The following is a 17,573-nucleotide window of genomic DNA, read 5'->3' as shown; positions in this document are numbered from 1 at the left end:
CCTTGCCCCGGTGGCGAGCGGCGGCTAGCGCGGCGTCAGACGAAGCGGATGCGGTTCTGCACCCGGGTGCGGACCTCGAACGACTCTCCGTACCCGCCGAGGCGCGGATCGTCCGTGCCGGAGCGCAGCAGCTGCGGCAGCAGCGAGCGGCGGATGACGACGGCACCCTGGTGCCGGCCGCGCTCGACCTGCTCGAACGGCTGCTCCAGCGCGTCGTCCGGCACGACCACGACGCTCGCCGAGAAGCGGACGCCCAGCTCTCGGCCGAGACGTCGCGCGGCCTTCGCGAGCGAGGCGATCGGCTTCTCGTCCTCGGCGATCCCGGGGCCCTCGAGCTCGCCCTTCTTCAGGCGGACCGGGTCGCCCCAGTCGGCGGAGGTCAGCGCGAGCAGGCCGGCCGGCCCGAGCACGAGGTGGTCGATCTTGAGCCCGCCGTCGCCGACCGCGACGTCGTTCCAGATCGTGTAGGCGATGCCGAGGGCGCCGACGAGCGCGGCCGTCGCCTCCTCGGCCTGGGCCTTCGCGAGCCAGGAGCGCACCTCACGGGGAGCGGAACGGACGATCGCCGGGTCGAAGGGGTCCTCGGTCTCGACGCCTCGGCCGAGCCACTCGCGCACCAGGCGGAGGTAGTACTCGCGTGCCGCGCCGCCCGGGTGACCGTAGGAGCGGGCGCGCACGGCCGAGGCGGTCTGCGGGCGCGGCGAGCCGGTGTACGGCGACCGCGGGGACGACGTCCCGGGGGCGGGGGCTCCTCGGTCGTAGTCGCTGCGGGCGGAGGCGCTGCCGATCCGCTCCCAGGCGAGCTGCACCGCGTGGAACGACGCTGCGTCACCTCCTGTGTCCGGATGGGTCTCGCGGAGGCGGAGCCGGTACGCCCGGCGGAGCTCGTCGTCGGACGCGGTGGCGGCGACGCCCAGCACCTCGTAGGGGGTGCGGGCGGCGTGGCTGTCGGGCATGTGCTTCCGGGAGGGTCGGGGCGGGGGGTTCCGAGTGTATCGACGCCGGCCGGGCGCCCGGTGGGAGCGCGCACCGCGTCGGCTCGGAACGCGCCGAACGCCCGCCGGGGAGCGGGCGTCCGGCGGGGGTCAGCGCGCGAGCAGCTCGCGCACCCGCGGGATGACCTGCGTGCCGTAGAGCTCGATGTTGCGCATGATCGCCGGGTGCGGCAGCGTGCCGGCGCTGTACTTCAGGTCGAAGCGGTCGATGCCCAGAGCCTCGACCGTGCGCGCGATCTTCCGAGCGACCGTCTCGGGCGAGCCGAGGTGGATGGCGCCGTCGGGGCCCGCCTCCTCCTCGAAGCGCTCACGGGTCATCGGGGACCAGCCGCGCTCGCGGCCGATGGCGTCCATCATCGCCTTGTGGTGCGGGAAGTACAGCTCGCGCGCCTCCTCGTCGGTGTCGGCGACGAAGCCGGGCGAGTGCACGGCGACCGGGAGGCGGGGCTGCTCGAGCTGGTCGAGCGCGCGGCCGAAGAGATCGACGTAGGGGCGGAAGCGGGCCGGCGAGCCGCCGATGATCGCCAGGACGAGCGGGAAGCCGTAGCGGGCGGCGCGGACGACCGACTCGGGGCTGCCGCCGACGCCGATCCAGGTGCGGAGGGTGCCGTTGTCGAGGGTCGGGTAGACGCTCTGCTCGGTGAGCGCGGGGCGGGTCGTGCCCTGCCAGGTGACCGGGCCGCCCTGGATCAGGGCGTGGAAGAGGTCGAGCTTCTCCTCGAAGAGGACCTCGTACTGCGCGAGGTCGTAGCCGAAGAGGGGGAAGGACTCGGTGAAGGAGCCGCGGCCGAGGATGACCTCGGCCCGCCCGCCGGAGAGCCCGTCGAGGGTCGCGAAGCGCTGGTAGACCCGGACGGGGTCGTCCGAGGAGAGGACCGTCACGGCGGAGCCGAGGTGGATGCGCTCGGTGCGGGCCGCGATCGCGGCGAGCACGACGTCCGGGGCGCTCACGGCGAAATCGGCGCGGTGGTGCTCGCCGATCCCGAAGAAGTCGATGCCGACCCGGTCGGCGAGCACCCCCTCCTCGACCACGTCGCGGAGGACCTGGCCGTGCGGCAGCGGGGCGCCGTCGGGGCCGGCGGTGACGTCGCCGAACGTGTCGACGCCGAACTTCACTTCATGCATACTCATGGACTTCTGCAACCTCCGGAGGTCGACGGCTATTCCTGCGGGCGGGGTCCGACGTCCCCGTGCAGGAGCTCGTCGGACGAGACGATCCCCGCCGCGAGCGCCGGCTCGCGGTAGGCGCGCCCGAGCGAGGCGACGGTGTCGTGCGCATTCAGGCCGCTCGGGTTCGGCAGCACCCAGAGCGGGGAGCCCGCGACGTCCTCCTCCTGCCTGCCCTGCACCGCCCTGCGGCGTCCGATCGCGATCCGATAGGCGGTGATGCCGACCACCGCGACGGCACGGGGCCGCACCCGCCCCACTGTGGCGACGAGCCGCTGAGCGCCCTCGCGCAGCTCCTCCGCGCTCAGTTCGTCGGCGCGGGCGGTCGCCCGGGCGGCGAGGTTGGTGATCCCGACGCCGCGGGAGACGAGCTCTGCGCGGTCGGCGGCGCTCATCCCCTCGGAGACCCGCGGCGCGCGCTCGAGGATCCCGGCCGCGACGAGCGCCGGATAGAAGCGGTTGCCGGGATGGGCGAAGTGCACGCCGGTGGCGGCGGTCCACAGTCCCGGGATGATGCCGACGAACAGGAGGCGGACGTCGTCGCCCAGCAGGTCCTCGACCGTGCGGTCCTGGAACGCTGCGAGCTCGGCGCGGGTGAACGGCATGCGACCATCCTCCCGCGGCGCAAGTCCTCTCGGCACGAGGTCGCCGGTGCCAGCATGGAGGCATGACGAACGCATCCCAGGACCACCCGATCCAGCACGGCAGCGACGACGCCCAGCTCGACGAGAAGCTGCGCGGCGTGCTGCTGCAGGTCGCCGGCGACGCCGAGCTGCGACCGGAGGAGGACGTCGAGACCCTGCTGCGCCAGCGCCTGCGCGACACGCGGATCTCGATCTCGGACGAGGCGATCCCCGGGCTCGCGAAGCGCATCCCCGGCCTCATGCAGCGCGGGGGCGGCGACGTGAACCCCGGGGCCCACTAGCCCGGAGGGACGGGTGCGCGCCGGGCGGCCGCTCGGCCCCGCGTCGGCCCGCGCTACTCGGGGACCGCCGGGCCCTTGCGGTGGTGGTCGAACACCAGGCTCGTGCGCGTCGAGGCCACCGCCGGGTGCGCCGAGAGGTTCGAGACCACGAAGTCCCGCACGTCGTCGGAGTCGCGGACGGCGACGTGGATGATGAAGTCCTCGGAGCCGCCGAGGAAGAACAGCTGCACCACCTCGGGCAGCGCGCTGATCTCCTCCGCGAAGCGGGTGATCGCCTGGCGCTGGCCGACGCGGATGTTGACGCTGATCAGCGCCTGCAGGGTCAGGCCGAGCGCCGCCGGATCGAGCTCGGCGGTGAAGCCGGTGATCACGCCGCGCTCGACGAGGCCCCGGACGCGTGCGACGCAGGTCGACGGGGCGATGCCGGCGCGCTCGGCGAGCCGGCTGTTGGGCGTGCGCGCGTCGGCGCGCAGGAGGCGCACCAGGGTCCGGTCGACCGGATCCAAGTCGTCGAGGTCGTGCAGATCCTTCGGTGGCATGCGCCCGTTCCCCCTCTCCGCCGACGAACCTTCGGCTCGTGCGCCGACTTCTGACCGATCCTGCGGAATCCCTCCGCTCCTGGCACGATCTTCGCACGATGGGGGCAGAGCCGGTGCAGGATCGGCGCCCACCGCCCGCCCCGCGGGCCGCAGCGAAGGAGCCGCCGTGCGCGTCGGGATCCCCACCGAGATCAAGAACAACGAGAACCGGGTCGCCGCCACTCCGGCCGGCGTCCACGAGCTGGTGCGCCGCGGCCACGAGGTCCTGGTCGAGGCCGGCGCGGGCCTCGGCTCCCGCGTGTCGGACGAGGACTTCCGCAGCGCCGGCGCCCGCGTCGTCGACGGACCCGACGAGGTCTGGGGCGAGTCCGAGCTGGTCCTCAAGGTCAAGGAGCCGATCGAGGCCGAGTACCCGCGGATGCGCCGCGACCAGGTGCTCTTCACCTACCTCCACCTCGCCGCCTCGCGCCCGTGCACCGATGCGCTGCTCGCCGCGGGGACGACCTCCATCGCCTACGAGACGGTCCAGCTCGACGACCGGCGGCTGCCGCTGCTCTCGCCGATGAGCGAGGTCGCCGGGCGCCTGTCGATCACGGTCGGCGCGTACCACCTCATGAGCGCCGTCGGCGGCCGGGGCACGCTGCTCGGCGGGGTCCCCGGCACTCCGAAGGCGAAGGTCGTCGTGATCGGCGGCGGTACGGCCGGCGAGCACGCCGCGGCCAACGCCCTCGGCATGGGGGCCGACGTCACGATCGTCGACCTCTCGCTCCCCCGCCTCGCGCAGCTCGAGAACCGCTTCCAGGGCGCGATCCAGACGCGCGCCTCCTCGGCCTACGAGATCGCCGCGCAGCTGGCGGACGCCGACCTCGTGATCGGCTCCGTCCTCATCCCGGGCGCCAAGGCGCCCAAGCTGGTGACCGACGAGATGGTCGCCACGATGAAGCCGGGCTCGGTACTGGTCGACATCGCGATCGACCAGGGCGGCTGCTTCGAGGGCTCGCGTCCGACCACGCACGACGACCCGGTGTTCCCCGTGCACCAGAGCGTCTACTACTGCGTCGCCAACATGCCCGGCGCCGTTCCTGAGACCTCGACCCGCGCGCTCACCAATGCGACGCTCCCCTACGCGGTCGCGCTGGCCGACCGCGGGTGGCGGGCCGCCCTGGCCGCCGACCCGGCCCTCGTCCGCGGCCTGAGCACCCACGACGGCCGGGTCGCGAACGCCGCCGTCGCCGCGGCCTTCGACCTCCCGGCCGTGCCGGTGGAGTCGCTGCTGGGCTAGGCGCCTGCGGGCGCGAGGCCGAGCCCCCCGAGGATCTCGGCGATCTCCTCGTCCGGAGCGCCGCCCACGTCGACCGTGACGTGGAGCTCGTCGTCGCCGAGGGGCTCGAGCGCCTCGAACTGCGAGTCGAGCAGCGTGGTCGGCATGAAGTGGCCGACCCGCGAGGCGAGCCGCCCGGCGATCCGGTCCCTCGATCCCGCGAGGTGCGCGAAGACGAGGTCGTCGCGGCGCAGGACGTCGCGGTAGCGGCGGCGCAGGGCGGAGCAGGTCACCACGACCGAGGCGCCCGCGGTGATCCGCTGGTCGACGACGCGGGCGATCTCGGCCAGCCAGGGCGCGCGGTCCTCGTCGGTCAGCGGGATGCCTGCGTGCATCTTGTCGACGTTGGCCTGCGGGTGCAGGTCGTCCCCCTCGAGGAACTCCCAGCCGAGTCGGCGCGCCAGGAGCGACGCGACGGTCGACTTGCCGCTGCCGGAGACGCCCATGACGACGACGGCGCGGACGGGGACGGTGGGAAGAGCGGTCATCAGATACCTCCTACGAAGAGACCGATCAGGAGGACCCCGGCGAGCCCGGTCACCGAGACCAGGCACTCCATCACGGTCCAGGTCTTGAGGGTCTGGCCGATGCTGAGCCCGAGGTACTCCTTCACCAGCCAGAAGCCGGCGTCGTTCACGTGCGACAGGAACACCGAGCCGGCGCCGATCGCGAGCACCATGAGGGCGACCATCGGCCCGTCCATGGTCTCGGTCAGCGGCTGGAGGATCCCTGCGGCGGTCACGGTGGCGACGGTCGCGGAACCGGTGGCGACGCGGATCACGACGGCCACGAGCCAGGCGAGCAGGAGCGCCGAGGCGCCGCTCCCCTCCGCGAGCTGGGCGACCACTCCGCCGATCCCGGTGTCGACGAGGACCTGCTTGAAGCCGCCGCCCGCGCCGACGATGAGCAGGATGCCCGCGATCGGCGGCAGCGAGCTCGAGAGCGAGGCCTGCAGCTCGGTGCGGTTCATCCGGCCGCCGCGGCCGAGCAGGACCAGACCGGCCAGGAGCGCGATCCCCAGCGCGATGGTCGGCGTGCCGAGGAAGTCGAGGGCGCCCTTCCAGGCGTCGGAGGAGTCGGGAGCCGCGATGTCGGCGATCGCCTTGCCCAGCATCAGCACGACCGGCAGCAGGATGCTCGCGACGGCGGCGGCGAAGCCCGGGCGGTGCTCGCGCGTCTCGCCCGCTCCCTCGCCGAAGAGCGGCGGCGTCTCCACCGGCGCCCAGCGGGCGGCGATCCGGCCGAAGAGCGGGCCGGCGACGACGACGGTGGGGATCGCGACCAGGACGCCGAACGCGAGGGTCACGCCGAGATTCGCACCGAGCGCGTCGATCGCGACCAGGGGGCCGGGGTGCGGCGGGACGAGCCCGTGCATGACCGAGAGGCCGGCGAGGGTCGGGATCGCCACCTTCATCAGCGGCAGGCCGCTCCGGCGGGCGACCAGGATCACGACCGGGATCAGGAGCACGAGTCCGACCTCGAAGAACATCGGCAGCCCGATCAGCGCGCCGACGAAGCCCATCATCCAGGGCAGCGCCCGGGTGCTCGAGCGGGCGATCAGGGTGTCCACGATGCGGTCCGCCCCGCCGGAGTCGGCGAGCAGCTTGCCGTACATCGCGCCGAGGCCGATGAGGATGCCGACGCCGCCCATGGTGGTGCCGAACCCCAGCGCGAAGCTGGCGACCGCGTCCGCCGCCGCCAGGCCCGCGATCAGGCCCGTGGTCAGCGCTCCGATCAGCAGGGAGACGAAGGGGTGCAGCTTCAGCCAGGTGATCAGCACCACGATCACGGCGATGCCGACGACGGCGGCGAGGATCAGCTGCCCCTGCCCGGCGGTGGTGGCGGGTGCGTCCCCGGCGGCGGCGTGGAGGGCGGGGAGGAGGGTCGGTGTCATGAGCGTCCTTGGTCGAGCCGACGGCCAGCGGTCGGCTTTTGTCCGACATAACCTGCGTGTGTCCCGATCATGCCCGAAGATCGGGCGGGGCGCGACTCCGGCGATGGCAGGATGACCGCATGCCCGCGCCGACGCCCTCGCTGCACCACTCGGTGCTGGACGAGCTCGGCTCGCAGATCGTGCGCGGCGAGCTCGCGCCGGGCACCACCTTCAGCGCCGACGAGCGGGCGGAGCGGCGCGGGGTCTCCCGCTCGGTGATGCGGGAGGCCGTGCGCGTGCTCGAGACGCTCGGGCTCGTGACCTCCCGCCGCCGCGCGGGGACGCGGGTCCAGCCTCCGGAGTGCTGGAACGCCCTGGACACGCGGGTCGTCGCGTGGGGCCTCGACGGCCCGGACCGGCGGCGCCAGCTGCACCAGCTCAGCGAGCTCCGGCTCGGGGTGGAGCCGCTGGCGGCCCGGCTCGCCGCGGCGAACGCGACCGAGGAGCAGCGTCGGGCGCTCACGGAGGCGGGCGACGCCCTCTCGACGCACTCCCGCGCAGCCGACCAGTCCGCCTACCTCGCCGCCGACACCGCCTTCCACCGCTCCCTCCTGGCGGCGTCCGGCAACCGGATGCTCGCGCAGCTGGGTGATCTGGTCGCCGAGGTCCTCGCCGGCCGCACCCGCAACTCGCTCATGCCGCGCGAGGCCGACTCCACGGCGGTGCGGCTGCACCGGGCGGTGGCCGCCGCCGTCGCCTCGGGGGACGCGGACGCTGCGGAGGCCGCGATGCGCGCGATCGTCGAGGAGTCGGACCGGGCGGTGCAGGAGAGCTGACGGGGTTGCACCCCCGCTGCGCCGCGCGCACAGTGGAGCGCATGGTCGAGGGATACACGTCCGCGCAGGTGCGGGCCGCCGAGGCTCCGCACCTGGCCCGGCGGGAGCCGCTGATGCAGCGCGCCGCCGACGGCCTCGCCCGCGAGCTGCGGCTCGTGCTCGCCGGGCGCACCGACCGCTCCCGTCCGGGCTCCGTGCTCGTCCTGGTCGGTCCGGGCGACAACGGCGGAGACGCGCTCTACGCGGCGGCCGAGCTGTCCGCCTCCGGGACCGACGTCGTCCTCGTCCTCACGGCCGAGCGGGTGCACCGCCGGGGCCTCGCTGTGGCGCTCGACGAGGGCTGCGGGCAGGTGTCCGCCGACGACGCGCGCGGCCTCGCGGCGGCGGTGGCGCGTGCGGACGTCCTGGTCGACGGGATCCTCGGCATCGGAGCGACGGAGCCGGCGCTGCGGGGCCGGCCGCGCGTGGTCGTCGGGGCGGTGCTCGACGCGCTGGAGCGGCGGCCCGAGCGCCCGGTGGTCGTCGCGGTCGACCTGCCGAGCGGCATCCATCCCGACGACGGGTCGGTCCCCGATCCGACCGTGCTGCACGCCGACGTGACGGTGACCTTCGGCGCGATCAAGGCCGGTCTGCTGCTGCCCCCGGGCGACTCCTACGCGGGCCGCCTGCGCCTGGTCGACATCGGCCTCGGCCCGGACCTGATCGGAGTGGAGCCCGCTGTCCGCGAGTGAGCGGTGGGCTCAGGACGGAGCGAGCAGGTGCGCCTTCTCCGGGTGCTGCTCGAACCACTGGCCGACGTACCAGCACATCGGGACCACGCTCCGGCCGCCGGACGCCTCGATGTCGTCGACCGCGAACGCGACCAGCTCGCCCGCGAGGCCGCGGCCGCGGAAGGGCGGGGTCGTGAAGGAGCGGACGAGGGAGACGCTGCCGGGCGCCTCGCGGAAGTCGAGGACGCCCACCAGGGCGCCGTCGAGGTGGAGCTCGTAGCGCGACGCGTCGTCCGCCCGGCGGAAGTCCTTGGCCATGCCTCCAGAGTAGGACGGCCCGGGCGGATCAGGCCTCGTCGCCGAGCATCTCGCCGTCGACGTAGAGCCAACGGCCGTCCTCGCGCAGGAAGCGGCTCCGCTCGTGCACGAGGCCGGGGCCCGCGGCCGAGCGGTAGGAGGCGCGGAACTCGACCAGTCCCTCCTCGTCGCCCTCCCCGCCGAACGAGGTGTCGACGATCTGGAGCCGGCGCCACTGGACGTCGGGGTCGAGGTCGATCCGGCGCGGCCGGGTCGAGGGATGCCAGCTCGCGAGCAGGTAGGGGGCGCTGCCGAGGACGTTCGCGCTGTAGCGGCTGCGCATCAGGCGCTCCGCCGTCGGCGAGGGCTCCTCGCCGAGGTGGGCGGGGCGGCAGCAGTCGGCGTAGTGGCGGCGGCTTCCGCAGGGGCAGGAGTCGGCGGGGTGCATCCGGCCAGTGTGACAGGCGGCGCGGCGCCCCCGGCTCGGCCGGCTCCGGCGAGCGCCCGGACTCCCCGCGCCCGCCAGGTGTGCATCCCCTCCACATCCGCTCCGTTGCCTTGAGGGTCCCGCCGGATCGCGGCAACGTGGCCCCCTCATCGACCACGGACGGAAGGAACGACCCGATGCTCACGCTCACCGACAACGCCAGCACCGTCGTCAAGACCATCACCGGGCAGACCGAGACCCCCGTCGAGGGAGGCCTGCGCATCAGCGGCACCGATCTCGACGCCCGCAACTTCGCTGTCGCGGTCGCCGCGGCCCCCGAGTCGACGGACGCCGTCGTGGAGCAGGACGGAGCGCGCGTGTTCCTCGACGTCGCCGCCTCCGTCGCTCTCGGCGACAAGGTCCTCGACGCGCAGGTGGACGAGGGCGGCTCGGTCAGCTTCGGGATCGCTCCGCAGGACTGACCCAGACGACCGGGAGGCCGCCCCCACCGCACTGCGGGAGGGCGGCCTCCGTCGTCCCCGGGATCAGGAGAGGACGTCGCGGGTGGTGAAGCGGCCGATCGCGAGCGACCCGAACACGGCGACGTAGGCGAGCTGGAGCAGGGCGCTCTCGCCGAACGAGCTCCACGCGATCGGGTCGCGCAGGAGATCCGCGAAGTCGAACCACCGGTCCGTCAGCAGGAACGGGTGGAGGGCGTCCAGCTGCGAGAGCGAGCCGACGATCTGCGCCGCGATGGAGACGACGACGGTGGCCGCCATGGCGCCGACCGGCACATCCGTCAGCGTCGAGATGAAGAGGCCGATCGCCGAGAGCCCGACCAGCGAGAGCGCCGCGTACACGGCGATCGCCAGGGCCCGGCCGATCGCGTCGCCGAGCGGGACGGTGCTGCCGGAGAGCAGCGTCACCGGTCCCGCCGGGAAGAGCGCCAGCCCGATCAGGATCCCGACCACCATGACGGTGAGCGCTGCGGCGAGGCAGAAGGCGAGGGAGGCGGCGAACTTCACCGCGAGCAGCCGCACCCGGCCGACGGGGCTGACCAGCAGGTAGCGCAGCGTCCCGAGCGAGGCCTCGCCCGCGATCGCGTCGCCGGCGACGACCCCGACCGTGAGCGGGAGGAACAGCGGCACGGCGACCGTGATCGCGGCGAAGCCGGTGAAGAGGCCGTTGCCGGCGATCGCTCCCACGAAGGACGGTCCGCCTCCGTCGCCGCCCGAGAGCCGCACCGCGACGGCGAGCAGGATCGGGATGGCGGCCAGGGCCGCGAGCAGCGCCCAGGTGCGGCGCCGGAGGAAGAGCAGGGCGAGCTCGGAGGCGAGCAGCGACCCGATCCCTGAGCGGCGGGCGGTCGCGTCAGCGCTCGACATCGAAGCCCTCCCCGGTCAGCTCGACGAAGCGCTCCTCGAGTGAGGGGCGGCGGACGGCGAAGCCGCGGACGCGGACGTCGGCCTGCACGAGGTCGGCGACCAGCGTCTCGGCCGCGAGCCCGGGCGGAAGAGCGGCGACGACCAGCGGCGGATCGGCGGGATGCGGGCCCGGCGCGGTGCGCGGCTCCAGACCCCGGGTGTGCAGGGCCACGATCGCGCGCTCGCGGTCGGGCGTCAGCAGCTCGACCGATGCGGCGTCGCCGCGCAGCTCGTCGAGCCCGCCCTGGGCGACGAGGCGCCCGGTGCGCATGACGGCGGCGTGGGTGCAGAGCTGCTCGATCTCGGCGAGGAGGTGGCTGGAGACGAGGACGGTCGTGCCGTCCTGGTTCAGCCCGCGCACGAGAGCTCGGACCTCGCGGGTGCCCTGCGGGTCGAGGCCGTTAGTGGGCTCGTCCAGCACGATCAGGTCGCGCGGCGAGAGCAGGGCGACCGCGATGCCGAGCCGCTGCTTCATGCCCAGCGAGTAGGAGCCGACCTTCTTGCGGGCCGCGGCCGAGAGACCGACGCGGGCGAGGGCCTCCTTCGCGCGGGTGTCGCGGGTGCGGGACGAGGTGCCCGCCTCCGCGGCGTCGAAGCGCCGGAGATTCGCCGCTCCGGAGAGGAACGGGTAGAAGCCCGGCCCCTCGACCAGCGCGCCCACCCGGGGCAGGACCTCGGCCGCGCGGCGGGGCATGGCCTGCCCGAGGACGGTGATGCTGCCCGCGGTCGGCGCGGCCAGGGCGAGCAGCATCCGGATCGTCGTGGTCTTGCCCGAGCCGTTCGGGCCGAGGAAGCCGAAGACGGCACCGCGAGGGACGGCGAGGTCGAGACCGGAGACCGCCTCCTGGCGCCCGAAGCGCTTGGTGAGGCCCCGCGTCTCGACCGCGAGCTCGCCCGCCGTCACCGAGCGGAGGCCGCGTCGCGGAGCGTCTCGGCCGGGACCGCGCCGGCGAGGACGCGTCCGTCGTCGGTGACGAGGACGGTCAGCAGAACGGAGGAGAGGACGCGGCCGCCGTCGACCGGCGTGGTGACCGCGTCGAGCGAGGAGAGCGCGTCGGTGTCGCCCGCGGGCAGCTCGACGACGCTCGTCCAGCCGGAGCCCGAGGTGATGACGTCGGAGTGCCCGGCGGTGTCCGGGGCGGAGACGTCCGGGGCGTCCGTCGCGTCGTCGACCGGAGCGGCCTGCTCCGTCACCTCGGCTCCGACCGGGGGCGTGAAGGAGAAGAGGGACGCGTCGGGCGTCGAGAAGTCGATGCTCGTGTACGCGACGCTGAACGCGGGAGCGGTGCCCCCGCGAGCGGTCACGGCCACTCCGAGCGGGAGGCCCGTCTCGCCGTCGACCGAGACGGTCACGGAGCCCACCAGGGTGCCGCTGTCGCGGGGCGTGAGCACGAGCTCGTACGCGTCGCGCCCGGCGACGCTGACGTCCGAGCCGACCGCGACCGTGGTCGTCGGGTCGATCGCGGCGAGCAGCTGCTCGGCGGCGGACGAGGGCGTGACGACCTGGTCGCGCGGGGAGGCGTCGGGGGCGCCGCCCGCGGGAGGCGCGAGGTGAGTGGCGGTGTTCGCGCTCGAGTCGTAGATCCAGACTCCGTCGGTCGTCGAGGCGACGACGTCGCGCTCGGCCAGCCGGTCGAGCACCTGGAGGCGCGCACCCTTCTCGGCGTCGACGTACACGCGCGCCTGGTGCGAGCCGGTGGCGAGCTCGACGAGGGAGTCGGCGGGGTCCGCGGACGCCGAGCCCGCAGAGCCGCCGAGCGCCGAGAGGTCGGGCAGGCCGAGGTCGGAGGTCTGCTGGATCTCGCCGGAGAACGCCGTGGTGCCGCTCTCGGCGACGAAGGCGAGGAGGTCGGCTGCGGACTTCTCGGGGAGGTCCCCTGCGGCGCTCGCCGAGAGGGGGAGGGCGACGGCCGCGGCGACGACGACCGCGGGGACGACGGCGACGGGCGTCCAGCGCTTCCAGTCAATGCTCATGCCGGGAACGCTACGCCTCGAATCTCCGCGGCGGGCCCGGAACATCCCGGTCCACAGCCTTCCGGAAGGGGGTGCGGCCGGACACCGCGGCCGGGATGATCAGGGCATGGACCTCCCGTTCGCGCTCCCCCTCGCCCCGATGCTCGCCAAGGCCGTCCCGGCGGTGCCGGAGCAGACCGCCGTCGCGGGCGGATACTCCTACGAGCCGAAGTGGGACGGGTTCCGCGCGATCGTCTCGGTCGCCGGCGGGGAGTGCGAGATCGGGAGCCGCGGCTCCAAGCCGCTGACGCGGTACTTCCCCGAGCTCGTCGAGGCCTTCCTCCGGCTGCTCCCCGACGGCTGCGTGCTCGACGGCGAGATCGTCCTGGCGACCGGTGAGCCGGGAGCGCAGCGGCTCGACTGGGACCTGCTCTCGCAGCGCATCCATCCGGCCGCGAGCCGCGTGACCGTGCTGGCGGAGACCACCCCGGCGATGCTCGTCGCCTTCGACCTGCTCGCCGTGGACGGGCGCAGCCTGCTCGAGGAGCCGTACTCGGCGCGGCGGGAGGCGCTCGCCGCGGTGATGGCCGGCGTCACGCATCCGCTGCACCTCGGCCGCACCACGGACGACGAGGCCCTGGCACGCGACTGGCTGGAGCGCTTCGAGGGCGCAGGACTGGACGGCGTCGTGGCGAAGCCCCTGGCCGCGCCCTATTCTCCTGGGAAGCGCGCCGTGCTCAAGGTGAAGCACCACCGCACGGCAGACGTGATCGCGATCGGGTACCGCGAGCACGCCTCCAAGCCGGGCGTGGGCTCGATCCTGCTCGGCCTCCACGGCGACGACGGAGAGGTCCGCCAGGTCGGCGGGACGTCAGCCTTCAGCGACGAGCGTCGCGTGCAGCTGCTGGAGGAGCTCGCACCCGCGGTGGAGCGCGACGCGGAGGGAGTGCCGGTGCGCGGCGAGGGCGAGCGGAGCCGGTTCTCGAGCGGCCGCGACACCTCCTTCGTGCGCCTGCGTCCCGAGCTCGTGCTCGAGGTCCGCTACGACCAGCGCGAGGGCGACCGCTTCCGGCACACCGTGCAGTTCGAGCGCTGGCGACCGGACCGCGACGCCGCCTCCTGCACCCTGGAGCAGCTGGAGCAGCCGACCGCGTACGACCTCGGCGACGTCCTCGGCTAGACCTTCTTCGCGCGGCTGGGCTGCACGCGCGGCGGCTCGCCCGGCATCTTCGGGAAGTCGGGCGGGAACGGCAGCTCGCCCAGGCCCGCGGCGACATCGCGCTCCCACCAGCCGAGCAGGGCGTCGAGGCGGCCGGAAGCGTCGTGCATCCGGGCCCACGGGTCGCCGCGCTCGGCGAGGCGCGCCGGGACCGTGCGGATCGTGAAGGCCCGCGGGTCGACGCCGTCGAGCTCGTCCCAGTCCAGCGGCGTGGAGACGGGAGCGTGCGCGAGCGGCCGCGGGCTGTAGGCGCCGGCGATCGTCCGGTCGCGGTTCGCCTGGTTGAAGTCGACGAAGATCCGCTCGCCGCGCTCCTCCTTCCACCACGCCGTCGTGACCTGCTCGGGCATCCGCCGCTCCAGCTCGCGCGCCGCGGCGATCACCGCGTGGCGCACGTCGAGGAACTCGTGCTCGGCGAGGATCGGCGCGAAGACGTGCAGGCCGCGGTTGCCGGACGTCTTCACGAACGGTTCGAGGCCGGCCTCCCGCAGGACCTCGCGCAGCGCGTGCGCGGCGACGACCGCGTCGGCGACGTCGGTGCCGGGCTGGGGGTCGAGGTCGATCCGCAGCTGGTCGGGCAGGTCCGGCGCGTCGGCGCGGGACGCCCACGGGTGGAAGACGACGGTGTTCATCTGCGCCGCCCAGACGGCGGCCGCGGGCTCGTCGATCACGAGCTGCGGATGCACCCGCCCGCTCGGGTACGTCACCGGGACGGACCGGACGTACTCGGGTGCGCCCTTGGGCGGGTTCTTCGAGAAGAACTGCTCGCCCTCGATCCCGGAGGAGAAGCGCTGCAGCGAGACGGGGCGGCCGCCGTTCGCCGCGACGAAGGCCTCGCCGACGGCGATCAGGTACTCCGCGACCTCGCGCTTGGTGATGCCCGGCTCGGGGAAGAGCACGCGCTCAGGGCTCGAGATCCGCACCTCCCGCTCGCCGTGCGGTCCGGGGACGGTGAGGACGACGGCGTCGCTGCTGGGCATCTGCTGAGGCTAGCCCGCGGCGCCGCCCGGCGACAGGGGTCCTCCGGGGCGCCTCCGCAGCCGGATCGGGCCCTTCGCCCGCGAGGGGTCGACGACCTGTCCGCCCTGCACGATGTCGATCTCGCCCCGGTCGACCAGGCGACGAGCGGCCTGGCGCACCGGCTCCATCAGCGGCCGCCACTCCTCGCCGCCGACCCGGCGCGCGACCTCGGACGGGCACGCCGTCGACGACGCCGCTCGCGCGAGCAAGACGGTGCGGATCTCCTCCTCGAGGCGCGCCTCCTCCGGACCGACTCCGCGACGGCGGCAGGCGTCCGAGCAGTAGCGGACGTCCTCCCAGTCGCGCGCCCACTTCGCCCGCCACTCGATCTCGCGACCGCACGAGGCGCAGGTCTTGCTCTCGGGGTGCGCGGTGGACGTGCGCTGACGGTGGGCCATGCCGTCGAGTCTGCGGGCCCGGAGGGGCGACCGCGACGGGTTGCGCTCAGGGCGAGCAGCGGGTGTGCGATCTGCAGGACTCGGTGCGATCTGCAGGAACGATCTGCAGGGGATTCTGACCGTGCTCGACAGAACAGTCCGCAGAGATCGATCTCGGCGAGGGAACCCCTGCAGATCGCACCATCACCTGCAGATCGCGCAGGGTCCTGCAGATCGCACCGCCGCCTGCAGATGGCACGGGGACCTGCAAATGGCACGGGGACCGGCAGATGGCACAGGGTCCTGCAGATCGCACGGGCGAGCAGCCGGTGGCGGACCGGCACCCGCGGCCCGGGATCGGCGTTCCCCGAGGTAGCGGCGTCATACTCCGCAATGGGGCGGCCCTCCCCCGGCCGGTGCGCCAGTCTGGAAGGGCCGTGCTGCGGCGCGACGGCGGGCCACCACCCCGTGCCGCACCCTCGATCGATCAGGAGCCTCCGATGAGCCGCGAGAACCTCGCCACCACGCCGGACCGCGAGCCGGAGCACCGCGCCTTCGCCGGACTGTCTCCGGAGGACTTCAAGCTCGCGTTCCGCAACCACGCCGCCGGAGTCGCGCTGATCACCGCCGACCCGGGCACCGGCCCGGTCGCCCTGACCGCGACCTCCGTCTTCTCGGTCAGCGCCGAGCCTCCGCTGTTCGTCTTCTCGCTGTCGCGCTCCTCGTCGAGCTCCCCCGCCATCCAGGCGTCCGAGACACTGGTGGTGCACCTGCTCGGGGCGGAGCAGCTCGACCTGGCGCGCCTGGGGTCGACCAGCGGCATCGACCGATTCGCCGACACCTCGCTCTGGTCGCGGCTGCCCACGGGCGAGCCGTTCTTCCCGGGCGCGGCCGCCTGGATCCGCGGCACGGTGATCAACCGGATGGAAGCGGGATCGTCGACGATCGTCGCCGTGCACGCCCTCGACGCCCATGTGCCCGAGGGCTCCGAGTCAACTGCTCCCCTCGTCTACCACAACCGCACCTGGCACCACCTCGGCGAGCACTCCCGCCTGGGCTGAGGCGCGCCACTCCTCAGAAGTCGCGGTAGGCGCGCTCGACAACCGCAACATTCGCGTACTCGCGGGCACGCCTCCCAGAGGCACCGTCCCGGCTGCGCGAGAACGCAGAAGTCGTCGTCGAGTACGACAACTCTCGCGTTCTCGACGGGCGCGAACCCGTCTGCCCACGGGCAGACCGCCGACTCTCCACACGGTGCGGTAGTGGCACGCGACTTTCGCGTACTCGCCGGCTCGTCGGCGGGAAGGCGCTGACCTGCGCCCGAGAACGCAGGAGTTGTCGCAGTCGGACGTCGAGGACGACAACTCCTGCGTTCTCGACGGCCGGAGGACGTCCGCGCGCCGACGGGCCGCCCACACTCCAGAAGTCGCGGGAGTGGGACGCGACTACCGCGACTTCTGAGGAGTGGGTGCGCCGGCGAATCGAGAACGAGGAGAGTGCGTGCTACGCGGACGGGCCCGTCGCGACCGGGCGACCGGGGGTGTTCGACCACTGCGACCACGAGCCGGGGTAGAGGCGCGGCGCGAAGCCCGCGAGCGTCAGCGCGACGGCGTCGGCGGCGGCCGTCACTCCGGAGCCGCAGTAGACGCCGACCGGAGCATCGGCCCGCACGCCGACCGCCTCGAAGCGCGCGCGCAGCTCGGAGGACGGGAGGAAGCGGCCCTCGGAGTCGACGTTGTCGGTCGCCGGCGCGTTCAGCGCCCCCGGGATGTGCCCGGCGCGCGGGTCGATCGGCTCGACGTCGCCGCGGTACCGCTCGGGCGCGCGGGCGTCGAGCAGCACGCCGTGAGAGGGGAACGCGGCCGCCGCGTCGATGTCGAGCACCGGCAGGGCACCGTAGGCGAGCTCCACGTCGCCGCGCACCGGAGTCACGGGACCGGTCTCGAGCGCGCGCCCCGACCCGGTCCAGGCGCGGAGCGACCCGTCGAGCAGGCGCACCTCGGCGACTCCGGCCGCCCGCAGCAGCCACCACGCGCGGGCCGACGACAGGTTCTTCAGGTCGTCGTAGACCACGACCGCCTGGCCCTGGCGCAGGCCCCAGCCGCGGGCCGCCTCCTGCAGGGCGTCGATCGGAGGCAGCGGGTGCCGCCCGTCAGCCGGGTCGCCGTGCTCGGCCAGCTCGTGATCGAGGTCGACGTAGACGGCTCCGGGCACGTGCCCGTCGAGGTACGCGGGCCGGCCGTCGGGGCGATCGAGGCGCCAGCGCACGTCGAGCACGAGCGGCGGCTCGGGCGACGCGAGCGCCTCCTCGAGCTCCTCGGGCGTCGCGAGCACGTCGCGCCGATCGGGGAGAGCGGAGCCGGAGCGGTCGGAGCCTGAGAGCGCAGTGTCGGAAAGTGCAGGGTCGGAAAGTGCAGTATCGGGCAGTGCAGGGTCGGAAAGCGCAGTATCGGGCAGAGCAGTGTCGGTCATGACGGTCCTTTCGAGTGC

At 73.9% G+C, this 17,573-nt stretch carries 21 protein-coding genes; 7 read left to right on the top strand and 14 right to left on the bottom strand.

Annotation, left to right across the window (positions count from 1 at the left end; translation table 11 throughout):
* Nucleotides 1–35: 35 nt before the first annotated feature.
* From C5D44_RS06855 to C5D44_RS06845, 3 genes are all read right to left on the bottom strand, one after another.
* A complete protein-coding gene (locus C5D44_RS06855) occupies nucleotides 36–956 on the bottom strand; it encodes a J domain-containing protein (RefSeq protein ID WP_104281221.1) in 921 nt (306 codons plus the stop codon).
* 129 nt (nucleotides 957–1,085) lie between these two features.
* Nucleotides 1,086–2,120 (bottom strand): LLM class flavin-dependent oxidoreductase, encoded by a 1,035-nt coding sequence (locus C5D44_RS06850; protein WP_104281220.1) that lies wholly within the window; start codon nucleotides 2,118–2,120, stop codon nucleotides 1,086–1,088.
* Between the two features lie 35 nt (nucleotides 2,121–2,155).
* Nucleotides 2,156–2,767, bottom strand: coding sequence for a mismatch-specific DNA-glycosylase (locus C5D44_RS06845; RefSeq protein WP_104281219.1), 612 nt, complete (start codon nucleotides 2,765–2,767; stop codon nucleotides 2,156–2,158).
* A gap of 62 nt (nucleotides 2,768–2,829) precedes the next feature.
* Here C5D44_RS06845 and C5D44_RS06840 point away from each other — a divergent pair, with 62 nt between their 5' ends.
* Complete coding sequence (locus tag C5D44_RS06840) at nucleotides 2,830–3,087, top strand: hypothetical protein (protein WP_104222561.1); 258 nt, start codon at nucleotides 2,830–2,832, stop codon at nucleotides 3,085–3,087.
* Nucleotides 3,088–3,140: 53 nt separating this feature from the next.
* Here the strand turns inward: C5D44_RS06840 and C5D44_RS06835 are convergent, their stop codons facing one another.
* Nucleotides 3,141–3,626 (bottom strand): Lrp/AsnC family transcriptional regulator, encoded by a 486-nt coding sequence (locus C5D44_RS06835; RefSeq protein WP_104276469.1) that lies wholly within the window; start codon nucleotides 3,624–3,626, stop codon nucleotides 3,141–3,143.
* Nucleotides 3,627–3,792: 166 nt separating this feature from the next.
* Between C5D44_RS06835 and ald the strand changes: the two genes are divergently transcribed.
* Complete coding sequence (gene ald / locus C5D44_RS06830) at nucleotides 3,793–4,908, top strand: alanine dehydrogenase (protein ID WP_104281218.1); 1,116 nt, start codon at nucleotides 3,793–3,795, stop codon at nucleotides 4,906–4,908.
* On the opposite strand, the gene C5D44_RS06825 is transcribed toward ald, so the two are convergent.
* Nucleotides 4,905–5,435, bottom strand: coding sequence for a gluconokinase (locus tag C5D44_RS06825; RefSeq protein ID WP_104281217.1), 531 nt, complete (start codon nucleotides 5,433–5,435; stop codon nucleotides 4,905–4,907). The genes ald and C5D44_RS06825 overlap by 4 nt on opposite strands.
* Nucleotides 5,435–6,841, bottom strand: coding sequence for a GntP family permease (locus C5D44_RS06820; RefSeq protein ID WP_104281216.1), 1,407 nt, complete (start codon nucleotides 6,839–6,841; stop codon nucleotides 5,435–5,437). The genes C5D44_RS06825 and C5D44_RS06820 overlap by 1 nt, the downstream gene beginning before the upstream one ends.
* Before the next feature lie 119 nt (nucleotides 6,842–6,960).
* Here C5D44_RS06820 and C5D44_RS06815 point away from each other — a divergent pair, with 119 nt between their 5' ends.
* Nucleotides 6,961–7,656: a FadR/GntR family transcriptional regulator gene (locus C5D44_RS06815; RefSeq protein ID WP_104281215.1), complete on the top strand. Its 696-nt coding sequence runs from the start codon at nucleotides 6,961–6,963 to the stop codon at nucleotides 7,654–7,656.
* 41 nt (nucleotides 7,657–7,697) lie between these two features.
* Entirely contained in the window at nucleotides 7,698–8,387 is a 690-nt protein-coding gene (locus C5D44_RS06810) for an NAD(P)H-hydrate epimerase (RefSeq protein WP_104276474.1), read from the top strand.
* Between the two features lie 9 nt (nucleotides 8,388–8,396).
* Here the strand turns inward: C5D44_RS06810 and C5D44_RS06805 are convergent, their stop codons facing one another.
* Entirely contained in the window at nucleotides 8,397–8,684 is a 288-nt protein-coding gene (locus C5D44_RS06805; protein WP_104276475.1) for a GNAT family N-acetyltransferase, read from the bottom strand.
* A 28-nt stretch (nucleotides 8,685–8,712) separates the two neighbouring features.
* A complete protein-coding gene (locus C5D44_RS06800; protein ID WP_104281214.1) occupies nucleotides 8,713–9,111 on the bottom strand; it encodes a YchJ family protein in 399 nt (132 codons plus the stop codon).
* Between the two features lie 176 nt (nucleotides 9,112–9,287).
* Between C5D44_RS06800 and C5D44_RS06795 the strand changes: the two genes are divergently transcribed.
* The gene (locus C5D44_RS06795; RefSeq protein ID WP_104281213.1) at nucleotides 9,288–9,572 is read left to right on the top strand and encodes a hypothetical protein; all 285 of its coding nucleotides are present in this window, start codon (nucleotides 9,288–9,290) and stop codon (nucleotides 9,570–9,572) included.
* Between the two features lie 63 nt (nucleotides 9,573–9,635).
* On the opposite strand, the gene C5D44_RS06790 is transcribed toward C5D44_RS06795, so the two are convergent.
* Genes C5D44_RS06790 through C5D44_RS06780 form a run of 3 tightly spaced genes read right to left on the bottom strand, consistent with a single transcriptional unit; the run spans nucleotide 9,636 to nucleotide 12,488 of the window.
* A complete protein-coding gene (locus tag C5D44_RS06790) occupies nucleotides 9,636–10,475 on the bottom strand; it encodes an ABC transporter permease (protein WP_104281212.1) in 840 nt (279 codons plus the stop codon).
* Nucleotides 10,462–11,418, bottom strand: a complete 957-nt coding sequence (locus C5D44_RS06785) for an ABC transporter ATP-binding protein (protein ID WP_104276479.1) — start codon at nucleotides 11,416–11,418, stop codon at nucleotides 10,462–10,464. Before C5D44_RS06785 ends, C5D44_RS06790 begins: the two co-directional genes overlap by 14 nt.
* On the bottom strand, nucleotides 11,415–12,488 hold the full coding sequence (locus tag C5D44_RS06780) for a DUF2092 domain-containing protein (protein WP_104281211.1): 1,074 nt from the start codon (nucleotides 12,486–12,488) through the stop codon (nucleotides 11,415–11,417). The genes C5D44_RS06785 and C5D44_RS06780 overlap by 4 nt, the downstream gene beginning before the upstream one ends.
* 106 nt (nucleotides 12,489–12,594) lie before the next feature.
* On the opposite strand from C5D44_RS06780, the gene C5D44_RS06775 reads away from it, so the two are divergent.
* Nucleotides 12,595–13,647 carry an ATP-dependent DNA ligase gene (locus C5D44_RS06775; RefSeq protein ID WP_104281210.1) on the top strand — a complete coding sequence of 351 codons (1,053 nt, stop codon included), beginning with the start codon at nucleotides 12,595–12,597 and terminating at the stop codon, nucleotides 13,645–13,647.
* Here the strand turns inward: C5D44_RS06775 and ligD are convergent.
* Entirely contained in the window at nucleotides 13,644–14,666 is a 1,023-nt protein-coding gene (gene ligD / locus C5D44_RS06770; protein WP_181118463.1) for a non-homologous end-joining DNA ligase, read from the bottom strand. The two genes, C5D44_RS06775 and ligD, sit on opposite strands and share 4 nt — an antisense overlap.
* Nucleotides 14,667–14,675: 9 nt before the next feature.
* A complete protein-coding gene (locus tag C5D44_RS06765; protein WP_104281209.1) occupies nucleotides 14,676–15,104 on the bottom strand; it encodes a DUF2256 and DUF3253 domain-containing protein in 429 nt (142 codons plus the stop codon).
* A gap of 479 nt (nucleotides 15,105–15,583) precedes the next feature.
* Here C5D44_RS06765 and C5D44_RS06760 point away from each other — a divergent pair, with 479 nt between their 5' ends.
* Nucleotides 15,584–16,144, top strand: coding sequence for a flavin reductase family protein (locus C5D44_RS06760; protein ID WP_104281208.1), 561 nt, complete (start codon nucleotides 15,584–15,586; stop codon nucleotides 16,142–16,144).
* Nucleotides 16,145–16,586: 442 nt separating this feature from the next.
* Here the strand turns inward: C5D44_RS06760 and C5D44_RS06755 are convergent, their stop codons facing one another.
* Nucleotides 16,587–17,555, bottom strand: coding sequence for a sulfurtransferase (locus C5D44_RS06755; protein WP_104281207.1), 969 nt, complete (start codon nucleotides 17,553–17,555; stop codon nucleotides 16,587–16,589).
* Nucleotides 17,556–17,573: the final 18 nt, after the last annotated feature.

It is taken from the genome of Rathayibacter sp. AY1B5 (assembly GCF_002932795.1).
Classification (GTDB): domain Bacteria; phylum Actinomycetota; class Actinomycetes; order Actinomycetales; family Microbacteriaceae; genus Rathayibacter.
The sequence above is the reverse complement of the archived record's forward strand: the minus strand, read 5'-3'. Positions and strand labels throughout refer to the sequence as shown.

Excerpts from the sequence above, each read along its gene's own strand:
- C5D44_RS06855 (WP_104281221.1), bottom strand. The coding sequence starts at position 956 with ATGCCCGACAGCCACGCCGCCCGCACCCCCTACGAGGTGCTGGGCGTC.
- C5D44_RS06850 (WP_104281220.1), bottom strand. The coding sequence starts at position 2,120 with ATGCATGAAGTGAAGTTCGGCGTCGACACGTTCGGCGACGTCACCGCC.
- C5D44_RS06845 (WP_104281219.1), bottom strand. The coding sequence starts at position 2,767 with ATGCCGTTCACCCGCGCCGAGCTCGCAGCGTTCCAGGACCGCACGGTC.
- C5D44_RS06840 (WP_104222561.1), top strand. The coding sequence starts at position 2,830 with ATGACGAACGCATCCCAGGACCACCCGATCCAGCACGGCAGCGACGAC.
- C5D44_RS06835 (WP_104276469.1), bottom strand. The coding sequence starts at position 3,626 with ATGCCACCGAAGGATCTGCACGACCTCGACGACTTGGATCCGGTCGAC.
- C5D44_RS06825 (WP_104281217.1), bottom strand. The coding sequence starts at position 5,435 with ATGACCGCTCTTCCCACCGTCCCCGTCCGCGCCGTCGTCGTCATGGGC.
- C5D44_RS06820 (WP_104281216.1), bottom strand. The coding sequence starts at position 6,841 with ATGACACCGACCCTCCTCCCCGCCCTCCACGCCGCCGCCGGGGACGCA.
- C5D44_RS06815 (WP_104281215.1), top strand. The coding sequence starts at position 6,961 with ATGCCCGCGCCGACGCCCTCGCTGCACCACTCGGTGCTGGACGAGCTC.
- C5D44_RS06810 (WP_104276474.1), top strand. The coding sequence starts at position 7,698 with ATGGTCGAGGGATACACGTCCGCGCAGGTGCGGGCCGCCGAGGCTCCG.
- C5D44_RS06805 (WP_104276475.1), bottom strand. The coding sequence starts at position 8,684 with ATGGCCAAGGACTTCCGCCGGGCGGACGACGCGTCGCGCTACGAGCTC.
- C5D44_RS06800 (WP_104281214.1), bottom strand. The coding sequence starts at position 9,111 with ATGCACCCCGCCGACTCCTGCCCCTGCGGAAGCCGCCGCCACTACGCC.
- C5D44_RS06795 (WP_104281213.1), top strand. The coding sequence starts at position 9,288 with ATGCTCACGCTCACCGACAACGCCAGCACCGTCGTCAAGACCATCACC.
- C5D44_RS06790 (WP_104281212.1), bottom strand. The coding sequence starts at position 10,475 with ATGTCGAGCGCTGACGCGACCGCCCGCCGCTCAGGGATCGGGTCGCTG.
- C5D44_RS06780 (WP_104281211.1), bottom strand. The coding sequence starts at position 12,488 with ATGAGCATTGACTGGAAGCGCTGGACGCCCGTCGCCGTCGTCCCCGCG.
- C5D44_RS06775 (WP_104281210.1), top strand. The coding sequence starts at position 12,595 with ATGGACCTCCCGTTCGCGCTCCCCCTCGCCCCGATGCTCGCCAAGGCC.
- ligD (WP_181118463.1), bottom strand. The coding sequence starts at position 14,666 with ATGCCCAGCAGCGACGCCGTCGTCCTCACCGTCCCCGGACCGCACGGC.
- C5D44_RS06765 (WP_104281209.1), bottom strand. The coding sequence starts at position 15,104 with ATGGCCCACCGTCAGCGCACGTCCACCGCGCACCCCGAGAGCAAGACC.
- C5D44_RS06760 (WP_104281208.1), top strand. The coding sequence starts at position 15,584 with ATGAGCCGCGAGAACCTCGCCACCACGCCGGACCGCGAGCCGGAGCAC.
- C5D44_RS06755 (WP_104281207.1), bottom strand. The coding sequence starts at position 17,555 with ATGACCGACACTGCTCTGCCCGATACTGCGCTTTCCGACCCTGCACTG.